We start from the raw sequence: 15336 nt of genomic DNA, 5'->3' as shown, positions 1-15336 counted from the left end.
TCCGTCTTTCCCACTGCAAGTGTCGTTCACGGTTGGCGATCGCGCAAATGTGCGCTGAAGGTTTCAGCATCCATAAAGCCCGTGACGCGTTCTTGTGGATGCTCCTGGCCTTGTCCGTCAAAAAAGAGAATTGTCGGTAGGCCAAGGACATTAAGATGCTTTAACAGCGCCACATCTTGGGCGTCGTTGGCAGTGACGTTAGCCTGAAGTAAGACCGTGTCTGCTAACGCTTTTTGCACCTGCGGGTCGCTGAAGGTGTATTTCTCAAACTCTTTACAGGCGACGCACCAGTCGGCATAGAGATCTAACATCACTGGTTTGCCTTTGGCTTCAACGAGCGCCTGATTTAACTCATCTACCGTTTTGATTTGTGTAAAGTTGAGATGCGTCTGAGTTTGCACGGTATGCGTCGCACCAAATGCCCAATCCTGAAGTGGGCGCACGCTAACCAATGCCGCTGCCAGCAGGATTATTTGCACCACGCGCATCCAGCCGCGTTTGGCCTGTAGGCTGGTGATAAAGGCCCAGCCAAAGAATGCGACACCAAGCGCCGACCACAAGCGTAATCCCCATATATCACCAATCACTCGCTCCAGCAGGAAGACCGGCAGTGCGAGGATCACAAAACCAAACGCGGTTTTGACTTGTTCCATCCACGGGCCGCTTTTCGGCAGCAGGCGGTTACCAAAGACGGTTATTAGCATCAGCGGCAGGCCCATGCCCAACGCATAGAGATAAAGCGTGCCGCCCCCCAGCCACATGTTCCCGCTTTGGGCGATATACAACAGAATCGCGCTAAGCGGTGCGGTGGTGCATGGTGAACAGATCAGTCCGGCAATCGCTCCCATAACAAACACACCGCCAGGTGAGCCGCCCTGTTGGCGATTGCTCATCAGCGTGAGGCGCGTTTGCAGCGAAGAGGGGAGTTGCAGGGTAAACAAACCAAACATTGACATCGCCAGCAAGGTAAAGACGATAGCGAGGCCAATGAGCACGTATGGGTGCTGTAGCGCCGCCTGGAACTGTAACCCTGCGGCGGCAACTACCAGACCCAGCGCCGTGTAAGTCAGTGCCATCCCCTGCACATAAATAAAGGTCAGCAACAATGCTCTGGCAGTGGAGAGCCGCTGTTTACCACCCAGCACGATGCCAGAAATCAGTGGGTACATTGGCAGCACGCATGGCGTAAAGGCGATACCAATACCGATCAACAACGCCCAGAGCGCGGAAAAGGGCAATTGCGCGGTGTGCTGCTCTTGCTGCGGAACAGACACAGGCTGTGACGCTGCGTTGTTGGCGACCACTTCGCTTAACGGAACGGTTTTGGTTTCTGGCGGATAACAGAAACCGGCATCAGCACAGCCCTGGTAGGTGACAGTTAACGTCGCTCCCGCACTCGCCTGGTTGATGGTTACGGGAAGCGTCAGCCGATCGCGGTAAATCTCGCTTTTGCCGTAAAACTCATCTTCATGCCAGACGCCTTGTGGCAGCTGCACGTCGGCAATTTTCGCGTGTTCCGGCGTAATGCGGATCTGTTTACGGTAGAGGTAGTAACCGTCTTTGATCTGCCAGGTCAGATTCAGATCATGTTGGTTTTGCTGAAAATCAAAAGCAAAGGCTTGATCCGCGGGGACAAATTGTGAACGTCCCGGCGCGTCGAATAATCCGGCAAAAACGGAAGTGCTGCAAAGTAGCAGGATCAGCGTAAAGATGCGTTGAGCCATGAGAGGTAATCTGTGTCTCCGTGTGTAACAGGTAAAACCAGAAGTTCCGGGGTTTGATATGGATGATGAGACTTCAGGCATTCCAGCAGTGCCTGCTGGTGAGATACGGTAGTTTTTAAAATCATCTGCACTTCGTATTCTTGCTCCAGCTTACCTTCCCAGTAATAGAGAGAGGTAGCGCCGGGGATCAAGGTCGCGCAGGCCGCCAGTTTTTCCGCCAGCACTTTGGCGGCTAAATCCTGGGCTGTCGCTTCATCCGGTGCGGTACATAGCACCACGACAGACGCGGTATTCGAACTTTTTTCATCAAGCATAAACACCTCGCAAGAACAGATGGAACCGCAAGAGAGAGGTCACTATACAACGGACGGGGGAAGGATGTTAGTCGGCGGGAAAGAAAGCGGGGCGTGAACGCCCCGCGATTGATCATTACAGCATGAAGCTACCCAGCACGAAGCCGAAGCAAACGGCCAGGGCAACACCCAGAGTACCCGGGATGAAGAACGGATGGTTGAAGACGAATTTACCGATACGGGTAGTACCCGTGTCATCCATCTGTACCGCAGCAACCAGCGTCGGGTAGGTCGGCAGAATGAACAGACCAGACACCGCAGCGAAAGAAGCAACAGCGGTCAGCGGAGAAACGTTCAGTGCCAGAGCCATCGGCATCAGTGCTTTTGCGGTTGCAGCCTGAGAGTACAGCAGAGCAGAAGCAAAGAAGAAGATGACGGCCAGCAGCCACGGATGACCCTGAATCACTTCACCAGCGGTATCTTTGATCCAGTCGATGTTGTTGGAAACGAAAGTATCGCCCAGCCACGCAACACCCAGGATACAAATACAGGCGCTCATACCTGCTTTGAAGGTGCTGGAGTTGAGGATGTTGTCGGTATCGACTTTACAGATAACGGTGGTCAGAGTTGCAACGCTGAGCATGATGATCAGGATTGCGTTGGTGGTGTTCATCAGCGGTTTTTCAACCAGACCCATGCTTGGGCTGTTGATGATTGCATAGATAACCACGCCAACTACGCCCAGCAGGAACAGCCAGACGGACGTTTTTGCACCGGATTTGATTTCAATCTGCTTTTCACCGCGCAGTTCAACCAGGCCCTCTTCCAGACGCTTGCGATAAATCGGATCGTCAGAGAGTTTGGAGTTGAACAGCATAGTGACCAGGAAGGACATCACCAGAACCGCCAGCAGGGTGGACGGGATGACCACGGAGAGCAGATGGAGGTAGCTGATGCCATGACCTTCCATCACGGAAGACATGTAAACCTCTGCTGCTGAGATTGGCGATGCGGTGATCGCAATCTGCGCGGATACCACTGCAGTAGACAGCGGACGGCAAGGTTTAACGCCTTGTTCCTTCGCAACTTCAGCGATAACTGGCAGTGTCGCCAGAGAGATGTTGCCAGTACCAGCAAAGATAGTCAGGAAATAGGTCACGATCGGTGCGAGGATCGTGATGTATTTCGGGTTACGGCGCAGCAGCTTTTCTGTCTGATGAACCAGATAGTCCAGACCGCCAGCAACCTGCATGGCAGAAATAGCGGCGATAACCGCCATGATAATGGAAATGACATCGAACGGGATGTTACCGGGTTTAACGCCAATAGCGGCAAGAACCAGCACCCCCAATCCGCCTGCAAAACCAATACCTATTCCCCCCAATCTGGCGCCCAAGAAGATCGCCAGCAAAACTATGATGAGTTCTACAACTAGCATATTAGCCTTCCTTGTTTTTTAACAAGTTGATATTAGATTGTTATTTTTAAGTTACTGCTCACAAGAAAAAAGGCACGTCATCTGACGTGCCTTCTTTATTTGTACTACCCTGTACGATTACTGTTCGCTTTCATCAGTATAGCGTTTTGCTTTGTAAGCCGGGTGCATCAGATTCTGTACGGAGAAAATATCGTCAAGTTCCGCTTCAGTCAACAGACCGCGTTCCAGAACGACTTCACGTACACTCTTACCGGTTTCGGCACAGATTTTACCCACGATGTCACCGTTGTGGTGACCGATGAACGGGTTCAGGTAAGTAACGATACCGATAGAGTTGTAAACGTAACCTTCGCACACTTCTTTGTTAGCAGTGATGCCGTTAATGCATTTTTCCAGCAGGTTGTAGCAAGCGTTGGTCAGAATGTGAACGGATTCAAACATGGCCTGGCCAATGACCGGCTCCATAACGTTCAACTGCAGCTGACCTGCTTCTGCTGCCATGGTAACAGTGGTGTCGTTACCGATGACTTTGAAGCATACCTGGTTAACCACTTCCGGAACAACCGGGTTTACTTTAGCTGGCATGATGGAAGAGCCCGCCTGCAGTTCCGGCAGGTTGATCTCGTTCAGGCCGGCACGTGGGCCAGAAGAGAGCAAGCGCAGGTCGTTACAGATTTTGGACATCTTCACAGCCAGGCGTTTCAGCGCGCCGTGAACCATAACATAAGCGCCGCAGTCAGAGGTCGCTTCGATCAGGTCTTCAGCCGGTACGCATGGGAAGCCAGTGACTTCAGCCAGTTTTTTCACTGCCAGCGGAGAGTACTCTTTCGGCGTGTTCAGACCAGTACCGATTGCTGTTGCGCCAAGGTTAACTTCCAGCAGCAGTTCAGCGGTACGTTGGATGTTTTTAACTTCTTCTTTCAGCAGGATGCTGAAAGCGCGGAATTCCTGGCCGAGGGTCATCGGTACTGCGTCCTGCAGCTGTGTACGACCCATTTTCAGGATGTCCTGGAATTCGACAGCTTTACGTTCAAAGCCTTCACGCAGTTGGTTAATCGCATCTACCAGCTTAATCAGGGAAGAGTAAACTGCGATACGGAAACCGGTCGGGTAGGCGTCGTTAGTGGACTGACATTTGTTAACATGGTCGTTCGGGTTCAGGTACTGATATTCACCTTTCTGGTGACCCATCAGTTCCAGACCGATATTGGCCAGCACTTCGTTGGTGTTCATGTTTACGGAAGTACCTGCGCCGCCCTGGTAGACGTCTACCGGGAACTGATCCATGCATTTTCCGTTGTTCAGGACTTCATCACATGCGGCAATGATGGCATTCGCTACACTTTTAGGAATGGTTTGCAGCTCTTTGTTTGCCATAGCTGCGGCTTTTTTAACCATTACCATACCGCGAACAAATTCAGGAATATCACTGATTTTGTTGTTGCTGATATAGAAGTTTTCAATCGCTCTCAGAGTGTGAACACCATAGTAGGCATCAGCTGGAACTTCCCTGGTACCCAACAGATCTTCTTCGATACGAATGTTGTTTGACATGTGAACCTTCTTTTTCAAGCTGCCAATGATTTGCTTTAAACACACAGAATATATGTGGTTTCGAATGTTTTTCGACCGACGATTATCCCCTGCATCGACCGAATACCCGAGATCATATGCTGCTTGAGGATTTCTACCGTAATCTGGATCACTTTAAGTGTCGGTTTTTACCCCTTAATTATTAATTTGTGAAATAGATCACCGCTTTGGGATTACTACCAAAAATAGTTGCGCAAACATCTTGAAATTTTGCTAATGACCACAATATAAGCTGAACGCGATTCGCAACCCATTCAGGTAGCCGGGGTTAACCGGCTGCTATTACAGGAGAAACCTTTGCGCTGGTTACCTTTTATTGCCATTTTCCTTTATGTCTATATTGAGATTTCAATCTTTATTCAGGTTGCCCATGTATTGGGGGTATTGCTGACCCTCGTGCTGGTTATATTCACGTCAGTTATCGGTATGTCACTGGTACGCAACCAGGGCTTTAAGAATTTCGTGCTGATGCAGCAAAAAATGGCGGCGGGTGAAAACCCAGCGGCGGAGATGATTAAAAGTGTTTCGCTGATCATTGCCGGTTTGCTGCTTTTATTACCTGGCTTTTTCACCGACTTCCTCGGTCTTCTGCTTTTATTGCCGCCGGTGCAAAAGCATCTGACAGTGAAGTTGATGCCGCATTTGCGCTTTTCTCGCATGCCAGGCGGCGGTTTTAGCGCCGGGACCGGTGGCGGTAATACTTTTGAGGGTGAGTACCAGCGAAAGGATGATGACCGCGACCGCCTTGATCATAAAGACGATCGCCAGGATTAATGTCGAAACGCCGGATTATGTGGTTATGCCATTTTCCGGCGTTTTTCGTTTTGGCAGAAACAGCCATAACCCCGCCAGCATAATCAGCGCATAGAGACTTTTCCAGCCGACCATTGCCAGTAACAGAACGCATAACAGCCCGCCAACCACCGCCAGTAGTCGATAACGTCCTTGCAATAATTTACAACCTGCCAGCATGCATAACAGATAAATCATAATAAAGATGCCATTGGCATAGATGATAAGTGCGTCCAGATTGATCCCTAAAGCATGAATCACCAGCGTGCTCACCACGCAGCAGCCGAGCACCGCATTGAGGGCATTATTCGGGATATGACGAGAAGAGAGGCGTGCCAGGTAGTGGTCAGGATTATGTTGCGCCTGCGACCAGACCAGGCGGGCGAAGCTCTGTATATAAATGTTGAGACTGGCAAAGCAGGCCAGATAGCCAATCACGCAGGCAATCCATAACGCTCCTACACCGAACAGTTGCACTACAATTTTTGGAAGCGATGCTGCCGCGGCCATTTGTTCACCATAGGCGTCGAAGTGTAAGACGACTACCGTACAGCCCCAGTAGACTAATCCTGCCAGCAGCAGACCAATCATCAAAGCACGAGGAAAATCACGCTCTGGATTTTTAAATTCCGAGGCAAGATGGGCAAATGCCTCCAGACCGACAAAGCACCAGAACATCACTGATAACGCAGCAAATAACCCGGTAAGTTCGATATTACCAGGTGCAGGGAAGGGGATATTCGCAGGTTTGATATCGCCCGCCCACCAGATAGCGACAATCAGCGCGACGATAAGTCCGGCAATAACTGTTTGTAGATTAGCACTGGAACTAGCACCGCGAGTACCGATATACCACACCAGCGCCAGCGTACCGAGTTCTGCCAACAACAGTTGCCAGCTATGCCAGCCAAACATTGCCTGGCCGAACCCGGCGGCAATTTGTAGCGCGGCAGGCAAACCCACGGGAATGACCGATAAAAACAACCAGCCGGTGACTCGCTCAAGCCGCGAACCAAACGCCATACCGACGAAGTGCGCGACACCGCCTGCGCTGGGATAGTGGCGACCCAGAATCGCAAACACAATCGCAATCGGGAACACTAAGATAATCAAAACGGGCCACGCCCACAGGCTGTTATTGCCCGCTACCAGCGCAGCTAACGCAGGAACGGCAAACACGCCAGTGCCTAATAATGACGTCGATAGCAGGCCAATGCCCTGGGCCAGCCCCAGTTCTTGTTTGAGTCCACTCATGGGTTGATGTCCGATTGCGCCCAAATTATGGGCAACTGCGTAGATTTTCGATGGTAGCACAATCAGATTCGCTTATGACGGTGATGAAGAAATTGCGATGAAATGTGAGGTGAATCAGGGTTTTCACCCGATTTTGTGCTGATCAGAATTTTTTTTCTTTTTCCCCCTTGAAGGGGCGAAGCCTCATCCCCATTTCTCTGGTCACCAGCCGGGAAACCACGTAAGCTCCGGCGTCACCCATAACAGATACGGACTTTCTCAAAGGAGAGTTATCAATGAATATTCGTCCATTGCATGATCGCGTGATCGTCAAGCGTAAAGAAGTTGAAACTAAATCTGCTGGCGGCATCGTTCTGACCGGCTCTGCAGCGGCTAAATCCACCCGCGGCGAAGTGCTGGCTGTCGGCAATGGCCGTATCCTTGAAAATGGCGAAGTGAAGCCGCTGGATGTGAAAGTTGGCGACATCGTTATTTTCAACGATGGCTACGGTGTGAAATCTGAGAAGATCGACAATGAAGAAGTGTTGATCATGTCCGAAAGCGACATTCTGGCAATTGTTGAAGCGTAATCCGCGCACGACACTGAACATACGAATTTAAGGAATAAAGATAATGGCAGCTAAAGACGTAAAATTCGGTAACGACGCTCGTGTGAAAATGCTGCGCGGCGTAAACGTACTGGCAGATGCAGTGAAAGTTACCCTCGGTCCGAAAGGCCGTAACGTAGTTCTGGATAAATCTTTCGGTGCACCGACCATCACCAAAGATGGTGTTTCCGTTGCTCGTGAAATCGAACTGGAAGACAAGTTCGAAAATATGGGTGCGCAGATGGTGAAAGAAGTTGCCTCTAAAGCGAACGACGCTGCAGGCGACGGTACCACCACTGCAACCGTACTGGCTCAGGCTATCATCACTGAAGGTCTGAAAGCTGTTGCTGCGGGCATGAACCCGATGGACCTGAAACGTGGTATCGACAAAGCTGTTACCGCTGCAGTTGAAGAACTGAAAGCGCTGTCCGTACCGTGCTCTGACTCTAAAGCGATTGCTCAGGTTGGTACCATCTCCGCTAACTCCGACGAAACCGTAGGTAAACTGATCGCTGAAGCGATGGACAAAGTCGGTAAAGAAGGTGTTATCACCGTTGAAGACGGTACCGGTCTGCAGGACGAACTGGACGTGGTTGAAGGTATGCAGTTCGACCGTGGCTACCTGTCTCCTTACTTCATCAACAAGCCGGAAACTGGCGCAGTAGAACTGGAAAGCCCGTTCATCCTGCTGGCTGACAAGAAAATCTCCAACATCCGCGAAATGCTGCCGGTTCTGGAAGCTGTTGCCAAAGCAGGCAAACCGCTGCTGATCATCGCTGAAGATGTTGAAGGCGAAGCGCTGGCAACTCTGGTTGTTAACACCATGCGTGGCATCGTGAAAGTTGCTGCGGTTAAAGCTCCGGGCTTCGGCGATCGTCGTAAAGCTATGCTGCAGGATATCGCAACCCTGACTGGCGGTACCGTAATCTCTGAAGAGATCGGTATGGAGCTGGAAAAAGCAACCCTGGAAGACCTGGGTCAGGCTAAACGTGTTGTGATCAACAAAGACACTACCACCATCATCGATGGCGTGGGTGAAGAAGCTGCAATCCAGGGCCGTGTTGCTCAGATCCGTCAGCAGATTGAAGAAGCAACTTCTGACTACGACCGTGAAAAACTGCAGGAGCGCGTAGCGAAACTGGCAGGCGGCGTTGCAGTTATCAAAGTAGGTGCTGCTACCGAAGTTGAAATGAAAGAGAAAAAAGCACGCGTTGAAGACGCCCTGCACGCGACCCGTGCTGCGGTAGAAGAAGGCGTGGTTGCTGGTGGTGGTGTTGCGCTGATCCGCGTAGCGTCTAAACTGGCTGACCTGCGTGGTCAGAACGAAGACCAGAACGTGGGTATCAAAGTTGCACTGCGTGCAATGGAAGCTCCGCTGCGTCAGATCGTCCTGAACTGCGGCGAAGAACCGTCTGTTGTTGCTAACACCGTTAAAGGCGGCGACGGCAACTACGGTTACAACGCAGCAACCGAAGAATACGGCAACATGATCGACATGGGTATCCTGGATCCAACTAAAGTAACCCGTTCTGCTCTGCAGTACGCGGCTTCTGTGGCTGGCCTGATGATCACCACCGAGTGCATGGTTACCGACCTGCCGAAAAACGATGCAGCTGACTTAGGCGCTGCTGGCGGTATGGGCGGCATGGGTGGCATGGGCGGCATGATGTAATTGCCCTGCACCTCGCAGAAATAAACAAACCCCCGGGCAGAAATGTCTGGGGGTTTTTCTTTTAGTCATCTTTTTAGTATAAGATTCACACACAGACGCGAGTGGCGTCCAGCTCATTGATTATGGGGAATAACATGCACGTAAAATACTTAGCAGGGATTGTCGGTGCCGCGCTACTGATGGCGGGTTGTAGCTCCAGCAACGAATTGAGTGCTGCCGGTCAGAGTGTACGCATTGTGGACGAGCAGCCAGGCGCAGAGTGCCAGCTGATTGGTACTGCGACAGGTAAGCAAAGCAACTGGCTTTCCGGGCAACACGGTGAAGAAGGCGGTTCTATGCGCGGCGCAGCAAACGATCTGCGCAACCAGGCGGCTGCAATGGGCGGTAACGTGATTTATGGCATCAGCAGCCCGTCGCAGGGAATGTTGTCCAGTTTTGTCCCGACGGATAGCCAGATTATCGGCCAGGTATATAAGTGCCCGAACTGATGGGATCCAGAGGCTGGATACTTCCAGCCTCGTAGTAAAACAGATGGGATTATTTCGCCTGCGGTGCAGTTTTGCTGGTGGATTGAACACGTAAGTGATGCAGCGCGCGTAAGCATTGATCCTGGGTTAGCGGTTGGGCGTTATTTGCCGCTACGGTGCGAACATAGACCTGACATGGCACACCCGCGAGTTTTTTCAGTCGGGGGCTGAAATCAAGCATTCGGCGAGTGATCGCCTCCACTTCTTTACCCGGCGTTGCTTCACGCGTTTTCACCACTGCGCCGCTAAATTGTTCTTTGCCACTTTCATCTTTAAAGCGGTAAAGCACCGCCAGATAATGGTTGAACAAGTTATGTTTCCATTCCGGTTGGGAATAGGTGTCATATTCCAGATTGCCATTGTCCTGGCAGTCAACGTCGTATAACGGCAGGAAATCTAACAGTGAGGTAATACGTAATGCCAGTTCACGCATTTCCGCATTATTAATTGCATGAATGATTGCTCGCGCCAGCATTTCAATCTGCAATTCATTGATGACTAACTCACATTTGCTACCGTCATGTAGCGTTAATACGAAGGTAAGATTTTCGCCCTGATTATCGGTAAGTTCCAGCGTGTTAACCCGACGATTAATATCGGCATTTTTAAGCTCATCAACCAGAATTTCTGGGATATTTTCTGCCATTTTCTTAATGACTTTATCGCGAGCTTGCTCATACTGAAGGCGTGCAGCAGCATCCAGTTTATGCTTTTGATGCAGACGGCTTTCCAGCGCAATCAGAAGGTCGCGCAGTTCCATGACAGACAGAAAGAACAACGATTCTTTATTGCGAGGCTCTTTAATTTTCAGCGCCAGTGCAATGAAATTATTACTCTTGCGAATAACACCGGTATTAACACCCTTGATGCTTATGGCCATGTAGGTTCTCCCTAACCATTTCTCAATTAAATAATTAATTTTAATTTATAAGCCAGATAAATGGGCTTGGTAGTAATAGTTGTTAAAATAACATAAATAGCCGTGCTCACTCTATATAAACAGAAAAGAAAGGTTAATTATTGGTGTTGGTTATATAAAAAGTAATAACAGCAATTTATATGAATAATTAAAGGTTATGCAACGTGCAAAGATTAAACTTCCCTGTTTAATCAGTTACTGCTGGCGTAGCTGGAGATCCAGCGGCGTTTTGCTGGGTTCGCCGCCAATTTCTCGCGCCAGTTTAGGCACCAGATATCCCGACACCAGTGTCAGCAACTCACGCATAATCTGCCGTGCTTCGTCATCACTCACCATAAAATGCGCCGCGCCCTGAACTTTATCGAGCACATGCAGGTAATACGGCATCACGCCCGCATCGAACAACGCATTACTCAGGTTTGCCAGCGTTTGTGCGTTATCGTTCACATCACGTAACAGAACGCTCTGGTTCAGCAAAGTAACGCCCACCCGGCGCAACTTAGCCATCGCCTGACGGAATGTTTCATCTACCTCATTGGCATGGTTGATGTGATTCACCAGCAAGATTTGCAGCGTAGAATGAGAAAAGCGTTCAACCAGCGCATCTGTGATGCGTGCCGGGATCACAATCGGCAGACGGCTGTGAATCCGCAGACGTTTGATATGCGGGATGGCTTCCAGTTGTGTGAGCAACCAGTCCAGCTCGTGATCTTTCGCCATCAGCGGATCGCCGCCGGAGAAAATCATCTCGTCCAGTTCCGGATGCGCAGCAACATACTCAAGTGCAGTTTGCCAGTTACGCTTGTTGCCCTGATTTTCGGCATAGGGGAAGTGGCGACGGAAGCAATAGCGGCAATTTACCGCGCAGCCGCCTTTGACCAGCAAAAGCGCCCGGTTGTGGTATTTATGCAACAAACCAGGCACTACGCTGTGTTGTTCTTCCAGTGGGTCGGTGGAGAATCCGGGCGCGACGACAAACTCATCTTGCGAGGTAAGTACCTGACGCAAAAGAGGATCGTCCGGATTGCCTTTCTCCATGCGATCGATAAATGAGCGGGGCACACGCAGGGCAAAAAGCTTTTTGGCGCTGCGTCCGGCCAACAGTTTTTCGTCCGCGTCTATATTCAAAAGACGCAGAAGTTCATCAGGATCGGTCACAACATCGGCAAGTTGCGTTAACCAATCTTCTCTGGATGGGGTATTTAGGGTTACAATATGCGCCATTTTGTGGCTTAGCTACCAATTAACAAATTTCAGAGGGCCTTATGGCAACGTACTATAGCAACGATTTTCGTGCTGGTCTTAAAATCATGTTAGACGGCGAACCTTACGCGGTTGAAGCGAGTGAATTCGTAAAACCGGGTAAAGGCCAGGCATTTGCTCGCGTTAAACTGCGTCGTCTGCTGACCGGTACTCGCGTAGAAAAAACCTTCAAATCTACTGATTCCGCTGAAGGCGCTGATGTTGTCGATATGAACCTGACTTACCTGTACAACGACGGTGAGTTCTGGCACTTCATGAACAACGAAACTTTCGAGCAGCTGTCTGCTGACGCAAAAGCAATTGGCGACAACGCGAAATGGCTGCTTGATCAGGCAGAGTGTATCGTAACTCTGTGGAATGGTCAGCCGATCTCCGTTACTCCGCCGAACTTCGTTGAACTGGAAATCGTTGATACCGATCCGGGCCTGAAAGGTGATACCGCAGGTACTGGCGGCAAACCAGCTACCCTGTCTACTGGCGCTGTGGTTAAAGTTCCGCTGTTCGTGCAGATCGGCGAAGTCATCAAAGTGGATACCCGCTCTGGTGAATACGTCTCTCGCGTGAAGTAATGCGGTTGTGGTGCGGCCTGCAGGCTGCACCATCACTTTTTCAGGTCAGAGATGATGAAACGCCTTATCGTTCTTGTTTTGCTTGCCAGCGCGCTGCTCACGGGCTGTAACACCGCTCGCGGTTTTGGTGAAGACATTAAACATCTCGGTAATTCCATCTCCCGCGCTGCCAGCTAATTTTTCTTCTCTTCCGAAAAATCATCAGATTTCCATCATTTTTGGTGATGTTGTCTATTATTAATTTGCTATAGGCAAACATAAATAACATTACCTAAAAGGAAGACGTTATGGTGAAGAAGACAATTGCAGCGATCTTTTCTGTTCTGGTGCTTTCAACAGTATTAACTGCCTGCAACACCACGCGTGGCGTTGGTGAAGACATTTCTGATGGCGGTAACGCGATTTCTGGCGCAGCAACGAAAGCGCAGCAGTAAGCAATAACGGTACGACAGTTATGTCGTGCCGTTTGTTTTTTTGCGATAGTCACAAAGGTAATAGTTGAAATTCCCCTGCCACCTGGCAAAATATCCGTTCAACCATCAGCTTTGCAGGACGACCTGCAAACGCCTCTTTTCACCGGGGACGGCCCCAATTCTCCGGAGCCTGATATGTCCTGGATTATCTTAGTTATTGCTGGTCTGCTGGAAGTGGTATGGGCCGTTGGCCTGAAATATACCCACGGCTTTAGTCGTTTGACGCCAAGTGTTATTACCGTGATGGCGATGATTGTCAGTATGGCGCTACTTGCCTGGGCGATGAAATCGTTACCAGTAGGGACGGCTTATGCCGTGTGGACGGGTATTGGCGCAGTCGGCGCGGCCATCACCGGCATTGTGCTGCTCGGTGAGTCCGCTAACCCGATGCGCCTGGCGAGTCTGGCGTTAATCGTATTGGGGATTATTGGTCTGAAACTCAGCACTCATTAACTACCGGGCTGCTGTACCCAAATAAACTTACTGACATCAAACCCTTCCCGGGTCGCGACTGCCAGCATCTCCTGTTTCACTTCGTCAGAAATGATTGGCGTGCGGGAGAGTATCCACAGGTAGTCGCGGTCCGGGCCGCAAACCAGCGCATGGCGGTATTCCCGATCGAGTGCAATAACGTTATAACCGCCATAGAAAGGACCAAAGAATGACACTTTCAGCGCAGCGCGAGTTGGTGCGCCGGTAAAGTACGCTTTCCCTTCACTCTGCTGCCACATTCCTCTGTCAGGGTTATAGCCTTTATTAATGACATTCAGGCCGCCGTCATCACGCAGGCTGTATGTTGCGGTGACTTTTTCCAGTCCACGTTCAAAGCGGTGATCAAAACGGGCAATCTCATACCAGGTGCCGAGATAGCGTTTAGCGTCGAAATTATTCACTACGGTCACGCCACGCGGCGGCGTAGGAGAACTGCAGGCAACGACCAGAAATGCAGCTGTCGCTGCGGCAACGAGAGGGAGCAGGCGCATAAATGTTTCCTTACTGGTTTTTTTCTAAGTGTAGATGACAGCAAGGAAAAGCGGAGAAAAGGTCCGAAAATTCGGACCCGATGAAATTTTACTGTAGAGCGTTGAGAATCTGCCAGGCGGCGGCGACTCTCGCTGGATTGGGATAGTTTTTGTTAGCCAGCATCACGATACCCAGCTCTTTTTCTGGAATAAACGCGACATAGCTACCAAATCCGCCGGTCGCCCCCGTTTTATGTACCCATGATGCGCGTACTGCAGGAGTTGGGGGCGTAATCGGTTTTACGGGGCGTGCTGCCAGTGCAATTTTATTGTCACTGCCGTTAATGATGATGTCAGGATTTAGCGGCCAGTCCAGCATTTCCCAGCCCAGACCCTGATACATATCGCCGGTTTGCCAGTAGCGAGATTGTGCCAGTTGTATCCCTTGTTGAAGTGTTTTCTCATTGATATCAAATGGTTTTAAATTGCTTTGCACCCAGCGGGCCATATCTTCAATGGTCGACTTCACACCATAAGCTTCAGCATCTAACGCCCCTGGCGAAACATGTACTGCCTTACCTTCGCGATATCCCCAGGCGTAGTTCTTTTCTTCTGCGGACGGTACATTAATCCACGTATGATTGAGTTTGAGTGGCTGGAAGACACGAGTTTTCATCGCCTGCTCAAAACTCAAACCAGACGGCTTCACAGCCAGTGCGCCGAACAAACCGATACTGGAGTTGGCATACAGACGTTGTGTTCCTGGAGCCCATGCAGGCTGCCAGTTTTGATAGAAGCGCAGCAAGTCGCTTGAGGATTTCACCTCATCCGGCACCTGCAATGGCAGGCCGCCAGCGGTGTAGGTTGCGAGATGTAATAGTGTGATCCCATTCCACTGTTTAGCGGTAAGTTCAGGCCAGTATTTTGTTGTGGGATCGCTTAACTTGATTTCCCCTCGAGCAATAGCGTCGCCACCAAGCACGCCCGTAAATGTTTTGCTGACCGAACCTAACTCAAACAACGTTTGCTGTGTGACGGGCTGCTTTTTGGCGATGTCCGCATAGCCCCAGGTAAAGTAATAAGGTTTACCCTGATAAATTACCGCCACCGCCATACCGGGGATCTTTTGTTGCTCTATAAGCGGGGTAATTGTGCGATGCACAATATCGTTGATTTGTTGAGGTGCGGCAAATGTGGAGCAAGAGGCGGTAATTAATAAGGTGCAGAGCGTCGTTTTGAACATAGGGTCTGGTTTCCATACAAAACGGCC

General features: G+C 50.4%; 17 protein-coding genes. 8 read left to right on the top strand and 9 right to left on the bottom strand.

What is annotated here, in order from left to right; all coding sequences use genetic code 11:
• Nucleotides 1-26: 26 nt before the first annotated feature.
• From dsbD to aspA, 4 genes are all read right to left on the bottom strand, one after another.
• Complete coding sequence (dsbD, locus tag ACJHX7_RS16490; RefSeq protein ID WP_000068927.1) at nucleotides 27-1724, bottom strand: protein-disulfide reductase DsbD; 1698 nt, start codon at nucleotides 1722-1724, stop codon at nucleotides 27-29.
• Complete coding sequence (cutA, locus tag ACJHX7_RS16485; RefSeq protein ID WP_000883400.1) at nucleotides 1700-2038, bottom strand: divalent cation tolerance protein CutA; 339 nt, start codon at nucleotides 2036-2038, stop codon at nucleotides 1700-1702. The genes dsbD and cutA overlap by 25 nt, the downstream gene beginning before the upstream one ends.
• A 115-nt stretch (nucleotides 2039-2153) precedes the next feature.
• The gene (dcuA, locus tag ACJHX7_RS16480) at nucleotides 2154-3455 is read right to left on the bottom strand and encodes an anaerobic C4-dicarboxylate transporter DcuA (RefSeq protein WP_410231661.1); all 1302 of its coding nucleotides are present in this window, start codon (nucleotides 3453-3455) and stop codon (nucleotides 2154-2156) included.
• Nucleotides 3456-3572: 117 nt separating this feature from the next.
• Nucleotides 3573-5009 carry an aspartate ammonia-lyase gene (aspA, locus tag ACJHX7_RS16475; protein ID WP_000069437.1) on the bottom strand — a complete coding sequence of 479 codons (1437 nt, stop codon included), beginning with the start codon at nucleotides 5007-5009 and terminating at the stop codon, nucleotides 3573-3575.
• A gap of 336 nt (nucleotides 5010-5345) precedes the next feature.
• Between aspA and ACJHX7_RS16470 the strand changes: the two genes are divergently transcribed.
• Nucleotides 5346-5822, top strand: coding sequence for an FxsA family protein (locus ACJHX7_RS16470; RefSeq protein WP_001558411.1), 477 nt, complete (start codon nucleotides 5346-5348; stop codon nucleotides 5820-5822).
• A gap of 15 nt (nucleotides 5823-5837) precedes the next feature.
• Here the strand turns inward: ACJHX7_RS16470 and yjeH are convergent, their stop codons facing one another.
• Nucleotides 5838-7094 carry an L-methionine/branched-chain amino acid transporter gene (gene yjeH / locus ACJHX7_RS16465; RefSeq protein WP_000015844.1) on the bottom strand — a complete coding sequence of 419 codons (1257 nt, stop codon included), beginning with the start codon at nucleotides 7092-7094 and terminating at the stop codon, nucleotides 5838-5840.
• A gap of 275 nt (nucleotides 7095-7369) precedes the next feature.
• Here yjeH and ACJHX7_RS16460 point away from each other — a divergent pair, with 275 nt between their 5' ends.
• The 3 genes from ACJHX7_RS16460 to ACJHX7_RS16450 all read left to right on the top strand — a co-directional run bounded on the left by ACJHX7_RS16460 (nucleotide 7370) and on the right by ACJHX7_RS16450 (nucleotide 9841).
• The gene (locus ACJHX7_RS16460; RefSeq protein ID WP_001026276.1) at nucleotides 7370-7663 is read left to right on the top strand and encodes a co-chaperone GroES; all 294 of its coding nucleotides are present in this window, start codon (nucleotides 7370-7372) and stop codon (nucleotides 7661-7663) included.
• Between the two features lie 43 nt (nucleotides 7664-7706).
• Nucleotides 7707-9353 (top strand): chaperonin GroEL, encoded by a 1647-nt coding sequence (groL, locus tag ACJHX7_RS16455; RefSeq protein ID WP_000729117.1) that lies wholly within the window; start codon nucleotides 7707-7709, stop codon nucleotides 9351-9353.
• A gap of 134 nt (nucleotides 9354-9487) precedes the next feature.
• The gene (locus ACJHX7_RS16450; protein WP_000558209.1) at nucleotides 9488-9841 is read left to right on the top strand and encodes a DUF4156 domain-containing protein; all 354 of its coding nucleotides are present in this window, start codon (nucleotides 9488-9490) and stop codon (nucleotides 9839-9841) included.
• 49 nt (nucleotides 9842-9890) lie between these two features.
• Here ACJHX7_RS16450 and ACJHX7_RS16445 read toward each other — a convergent pair whose 3' ends face one another.
• Both ACJHX7_RS16445 and epmB read right to left on the bottom strand, forming a co-directional pair.
• Nucleotides 9891-10760, bottom strand: a complete 870-nt coding sequence (locus tag ACJHX7_RS16445; RefSeq protein ID WP_001008025.1) for a YjeJ family protein — start codon at nucleotides 10758-10760, stop codon at nucleotides 9891-9893.
• 234 nt (nucleotides 10761-10994) lie between these two features.
• Entirely contained in the window at nucleotides 10995-12023 is a 1029-nt protein-coding gene (gene epmB, locus ACJHX7_RS16440) for an EF-P beta-lysylation protein EpmB (protein ID WP_094030455.1), read from the bottom strand.
• Between the two features lie 41 nt (nucleotides 12024-12064).
• On the opposite strand from epmB, the gene efp reads away from it, so the two are divergent.
• From efp to sugE, 4 genes are all read left to right on the top strand, one after another.
• The gene (efp, locus tag ACJHX7_RS16435) at nucleotides 12065-12631 is read left to right on the top strand and encodes an elongation factor P (protein WP_000257278.1); all 567 of its coding nucleotides are present in this window, start codon (nucleotides 12065-12067) and stop codon (nucleotides 12629-12631) included.
• A 51-nt stretch (nucleotides 12632-12682) separates the two neighbouring features.
• Complete coding sequence (ecnA, locus tag ACJHX7_RS16430) at nucleotides 12683-12808, top strand: lipoprotein antitoxin entericidin A (RefSeq protein WP_000977754.1); 126 nt, start codon at nucleotides 12683-12685, stop codon at nucleotides 12806-12808.
• Between the two features lie 110 nt (nucleotides 12809-12918).
• Complete coding sequence (gene ecnB / locus ACJHX7_RS16425; protein ID WP_000239596.1) at nucleotides 12919-13065, top strand: lipoprotein toxin entericidin B; 147 nt, start codon at nucleotides 12919-12921, stop codon at nucleotides 13063-13065.
• 174 nt (nucleotides 13066-13239) lie between these two features.
• Nucleotides 13240-13557: a quaternary ammonium compound efflux SMR transporter SugE gene (gene sugE / locus ACJHX7_RS16420; protein ID WP_000118475.1), complete on the top strand. Its 318-nt coding sequence runs from the start codon at nucleotides 13240-13242 to the stop codon at nucleotides 13555-13557.
• Here sugE and blc read toward each other — a convergent pair.
• Nucleotides 13554-14087, bottom strand: a complete 534-nt coding sequence (gene blc / locus ACJHX7_RS16415) for a lipocalin Blc (protein WP_094030456.1) — start codon at nucleotides 14085-14087, stop codon at nucleotides 13554-13556. The two genes, sugE and blc, sit on opposite strands and share 4 nt — an antisense overlap.
• A gap of 88 nt (nucleotides 14088-14175) precedes the next feature.
• Nucleotides 14176-15309, bottom strand: coding sequence for a BlaEC family class C beta-lactamase (locus tag ACJHX7_RS16410; protein ID WP_001361488.1), 1134 nt, complete (start codon nucleotides 15307-15309; stop codon nucleotides 14176-14178).
• Nucleotides 15310-15336: the final 27 nt, after the last annotated feature.

The organism is Escherichia sp. WS1451, from assembly GCF_046487365.1.
GTDB classification, from domain to species: Bacteria; Pseudomonadota; Gammaproteobacteria; order Enterobacterales; family Enterobacteriaceae; genus Escherichia; species Escherichia coli.
The sequence above is the reverse complement of the archived record's forward strand: the minus strand, read 5'-3'. Positions and strand labels throughout refer to the sequence as shown.

What these genes read in the sequence shown, in the direction of transcription:
- ACJHX7_RS16445 (WP_001008025.1), bottom strand. Translation starts at nt 10,760, where the DNA reads ATGGCCATAAGCATCAAGGGTGTTAATACCGGTGTTATTCGCAAGAGT.
- ACJHX7_RS16460 (WP_001026276.1), top strand. Translation starts at nt 7,370, where the DNA reads ATGAATATTCGTCCATTGCATGATCGCGTGATCGTCAAGCGTAAAGAA.
- groL (WP_000729117.1), top strand. Translation starts at nt 7,707, where the DNA reads ATGGCAGCTAAAGACGTAAAATTCGGTAACGACGCTCGTGTGAAAATG.
- ACJHX7_RS16450 (WP_000558209.1), top strand. Translation starts at nt 9,488, where the DNA reads ATGCACGTAAAATACTTAGCAGGGATTGTCGGTGCCGCGCTACTGATG.
- cutA (WP_000883400.1), bottom strand. Translation starts at nt 2,038, where the DNA reads ATGCTTGATGAAAAAAGTTCGAATACCGCGTCTGTCGTGGTGCTATGT.
- ecnB (WP_000239596.1), top strand. Translation starts at nt 12,919, where the DNA reads ATGGTGAAGAAGACAATTGCAGCGATCTTTTCTGTTCTGGTGCTTTCA.
- blc (WP_094030456.1), bottom strand. Translation starts at nt 14,087, where the DNA reads ATGCGCCTGCTCCCTCTCGTTGCCGCAGCGACAGCTGCATTTCTGGTC.
- ecnA (WP_000977754.1), top strand. Translation starts at nt 12,683, where the DNA reads ATGATGAAACGCCTTATCGTTCTTGTTTTGCTTGCCAGCGCGCTGCTC.
- dcuA (WP_410231661.1), bottom strand. Translation starts at nt 3,455, where the DNA reads ATGCTAGTTGTAGAACTCATCATAGTTTTGCTGGCGATCTTCTTGGGC.
- dsbD (WP_000068927.1), bottom strand. Translation starts at nt 1,724, where the DNA reads ATGGCTCAACGCATCTTTACGCTGATCCTGCTACTTTGCAGCACTTCC.
- aspA (WP_000069437.1), bottom strand. Translation starts at nt 5,009, where the DNA reads ATGTCAAACAACATTCGTATCGAAGAAGATCTGTTGGGTACCAGGGAA.
- sugE (WP_000118475.1), top strand. Translation starts at nt 13,240, where the DNA reads ATGTCCTGGATTATCTTAGTTATTGCTGGTCTGCTGGAAGTGGTATGG.
- ACJHX7_RS16410 (WP_001361488.1), bottom strand. Translation starts at nt 15,309, where the DNA reads ATGTTCAAAACGACGCTCTGCACCTTATTAATTACCGCCTCTTGCTCC.
- epmB (WP_094030455.1), bottom strand. Translation starts at nt 12,023, where the DNA reads ATGGCGCATATTGTAACCCTAAATACCCCATCCAGAGAAGATTGGTTA.
- efp (WP_000257278.1), top strand. Translation starts at nt 12,065, where the DNA reads ATGGCAACGTACTATAGCAACGATTTTCGTGCTGGTCTTAAAATCATG.
- yjeH (WP_000015844.1), bottom strand. Translation starts at nt 7,094, where the DNA reads ATGAGTGGACTCAAACAAGAACTGGGGCTGGCCCAGGGCATTGGCCTG.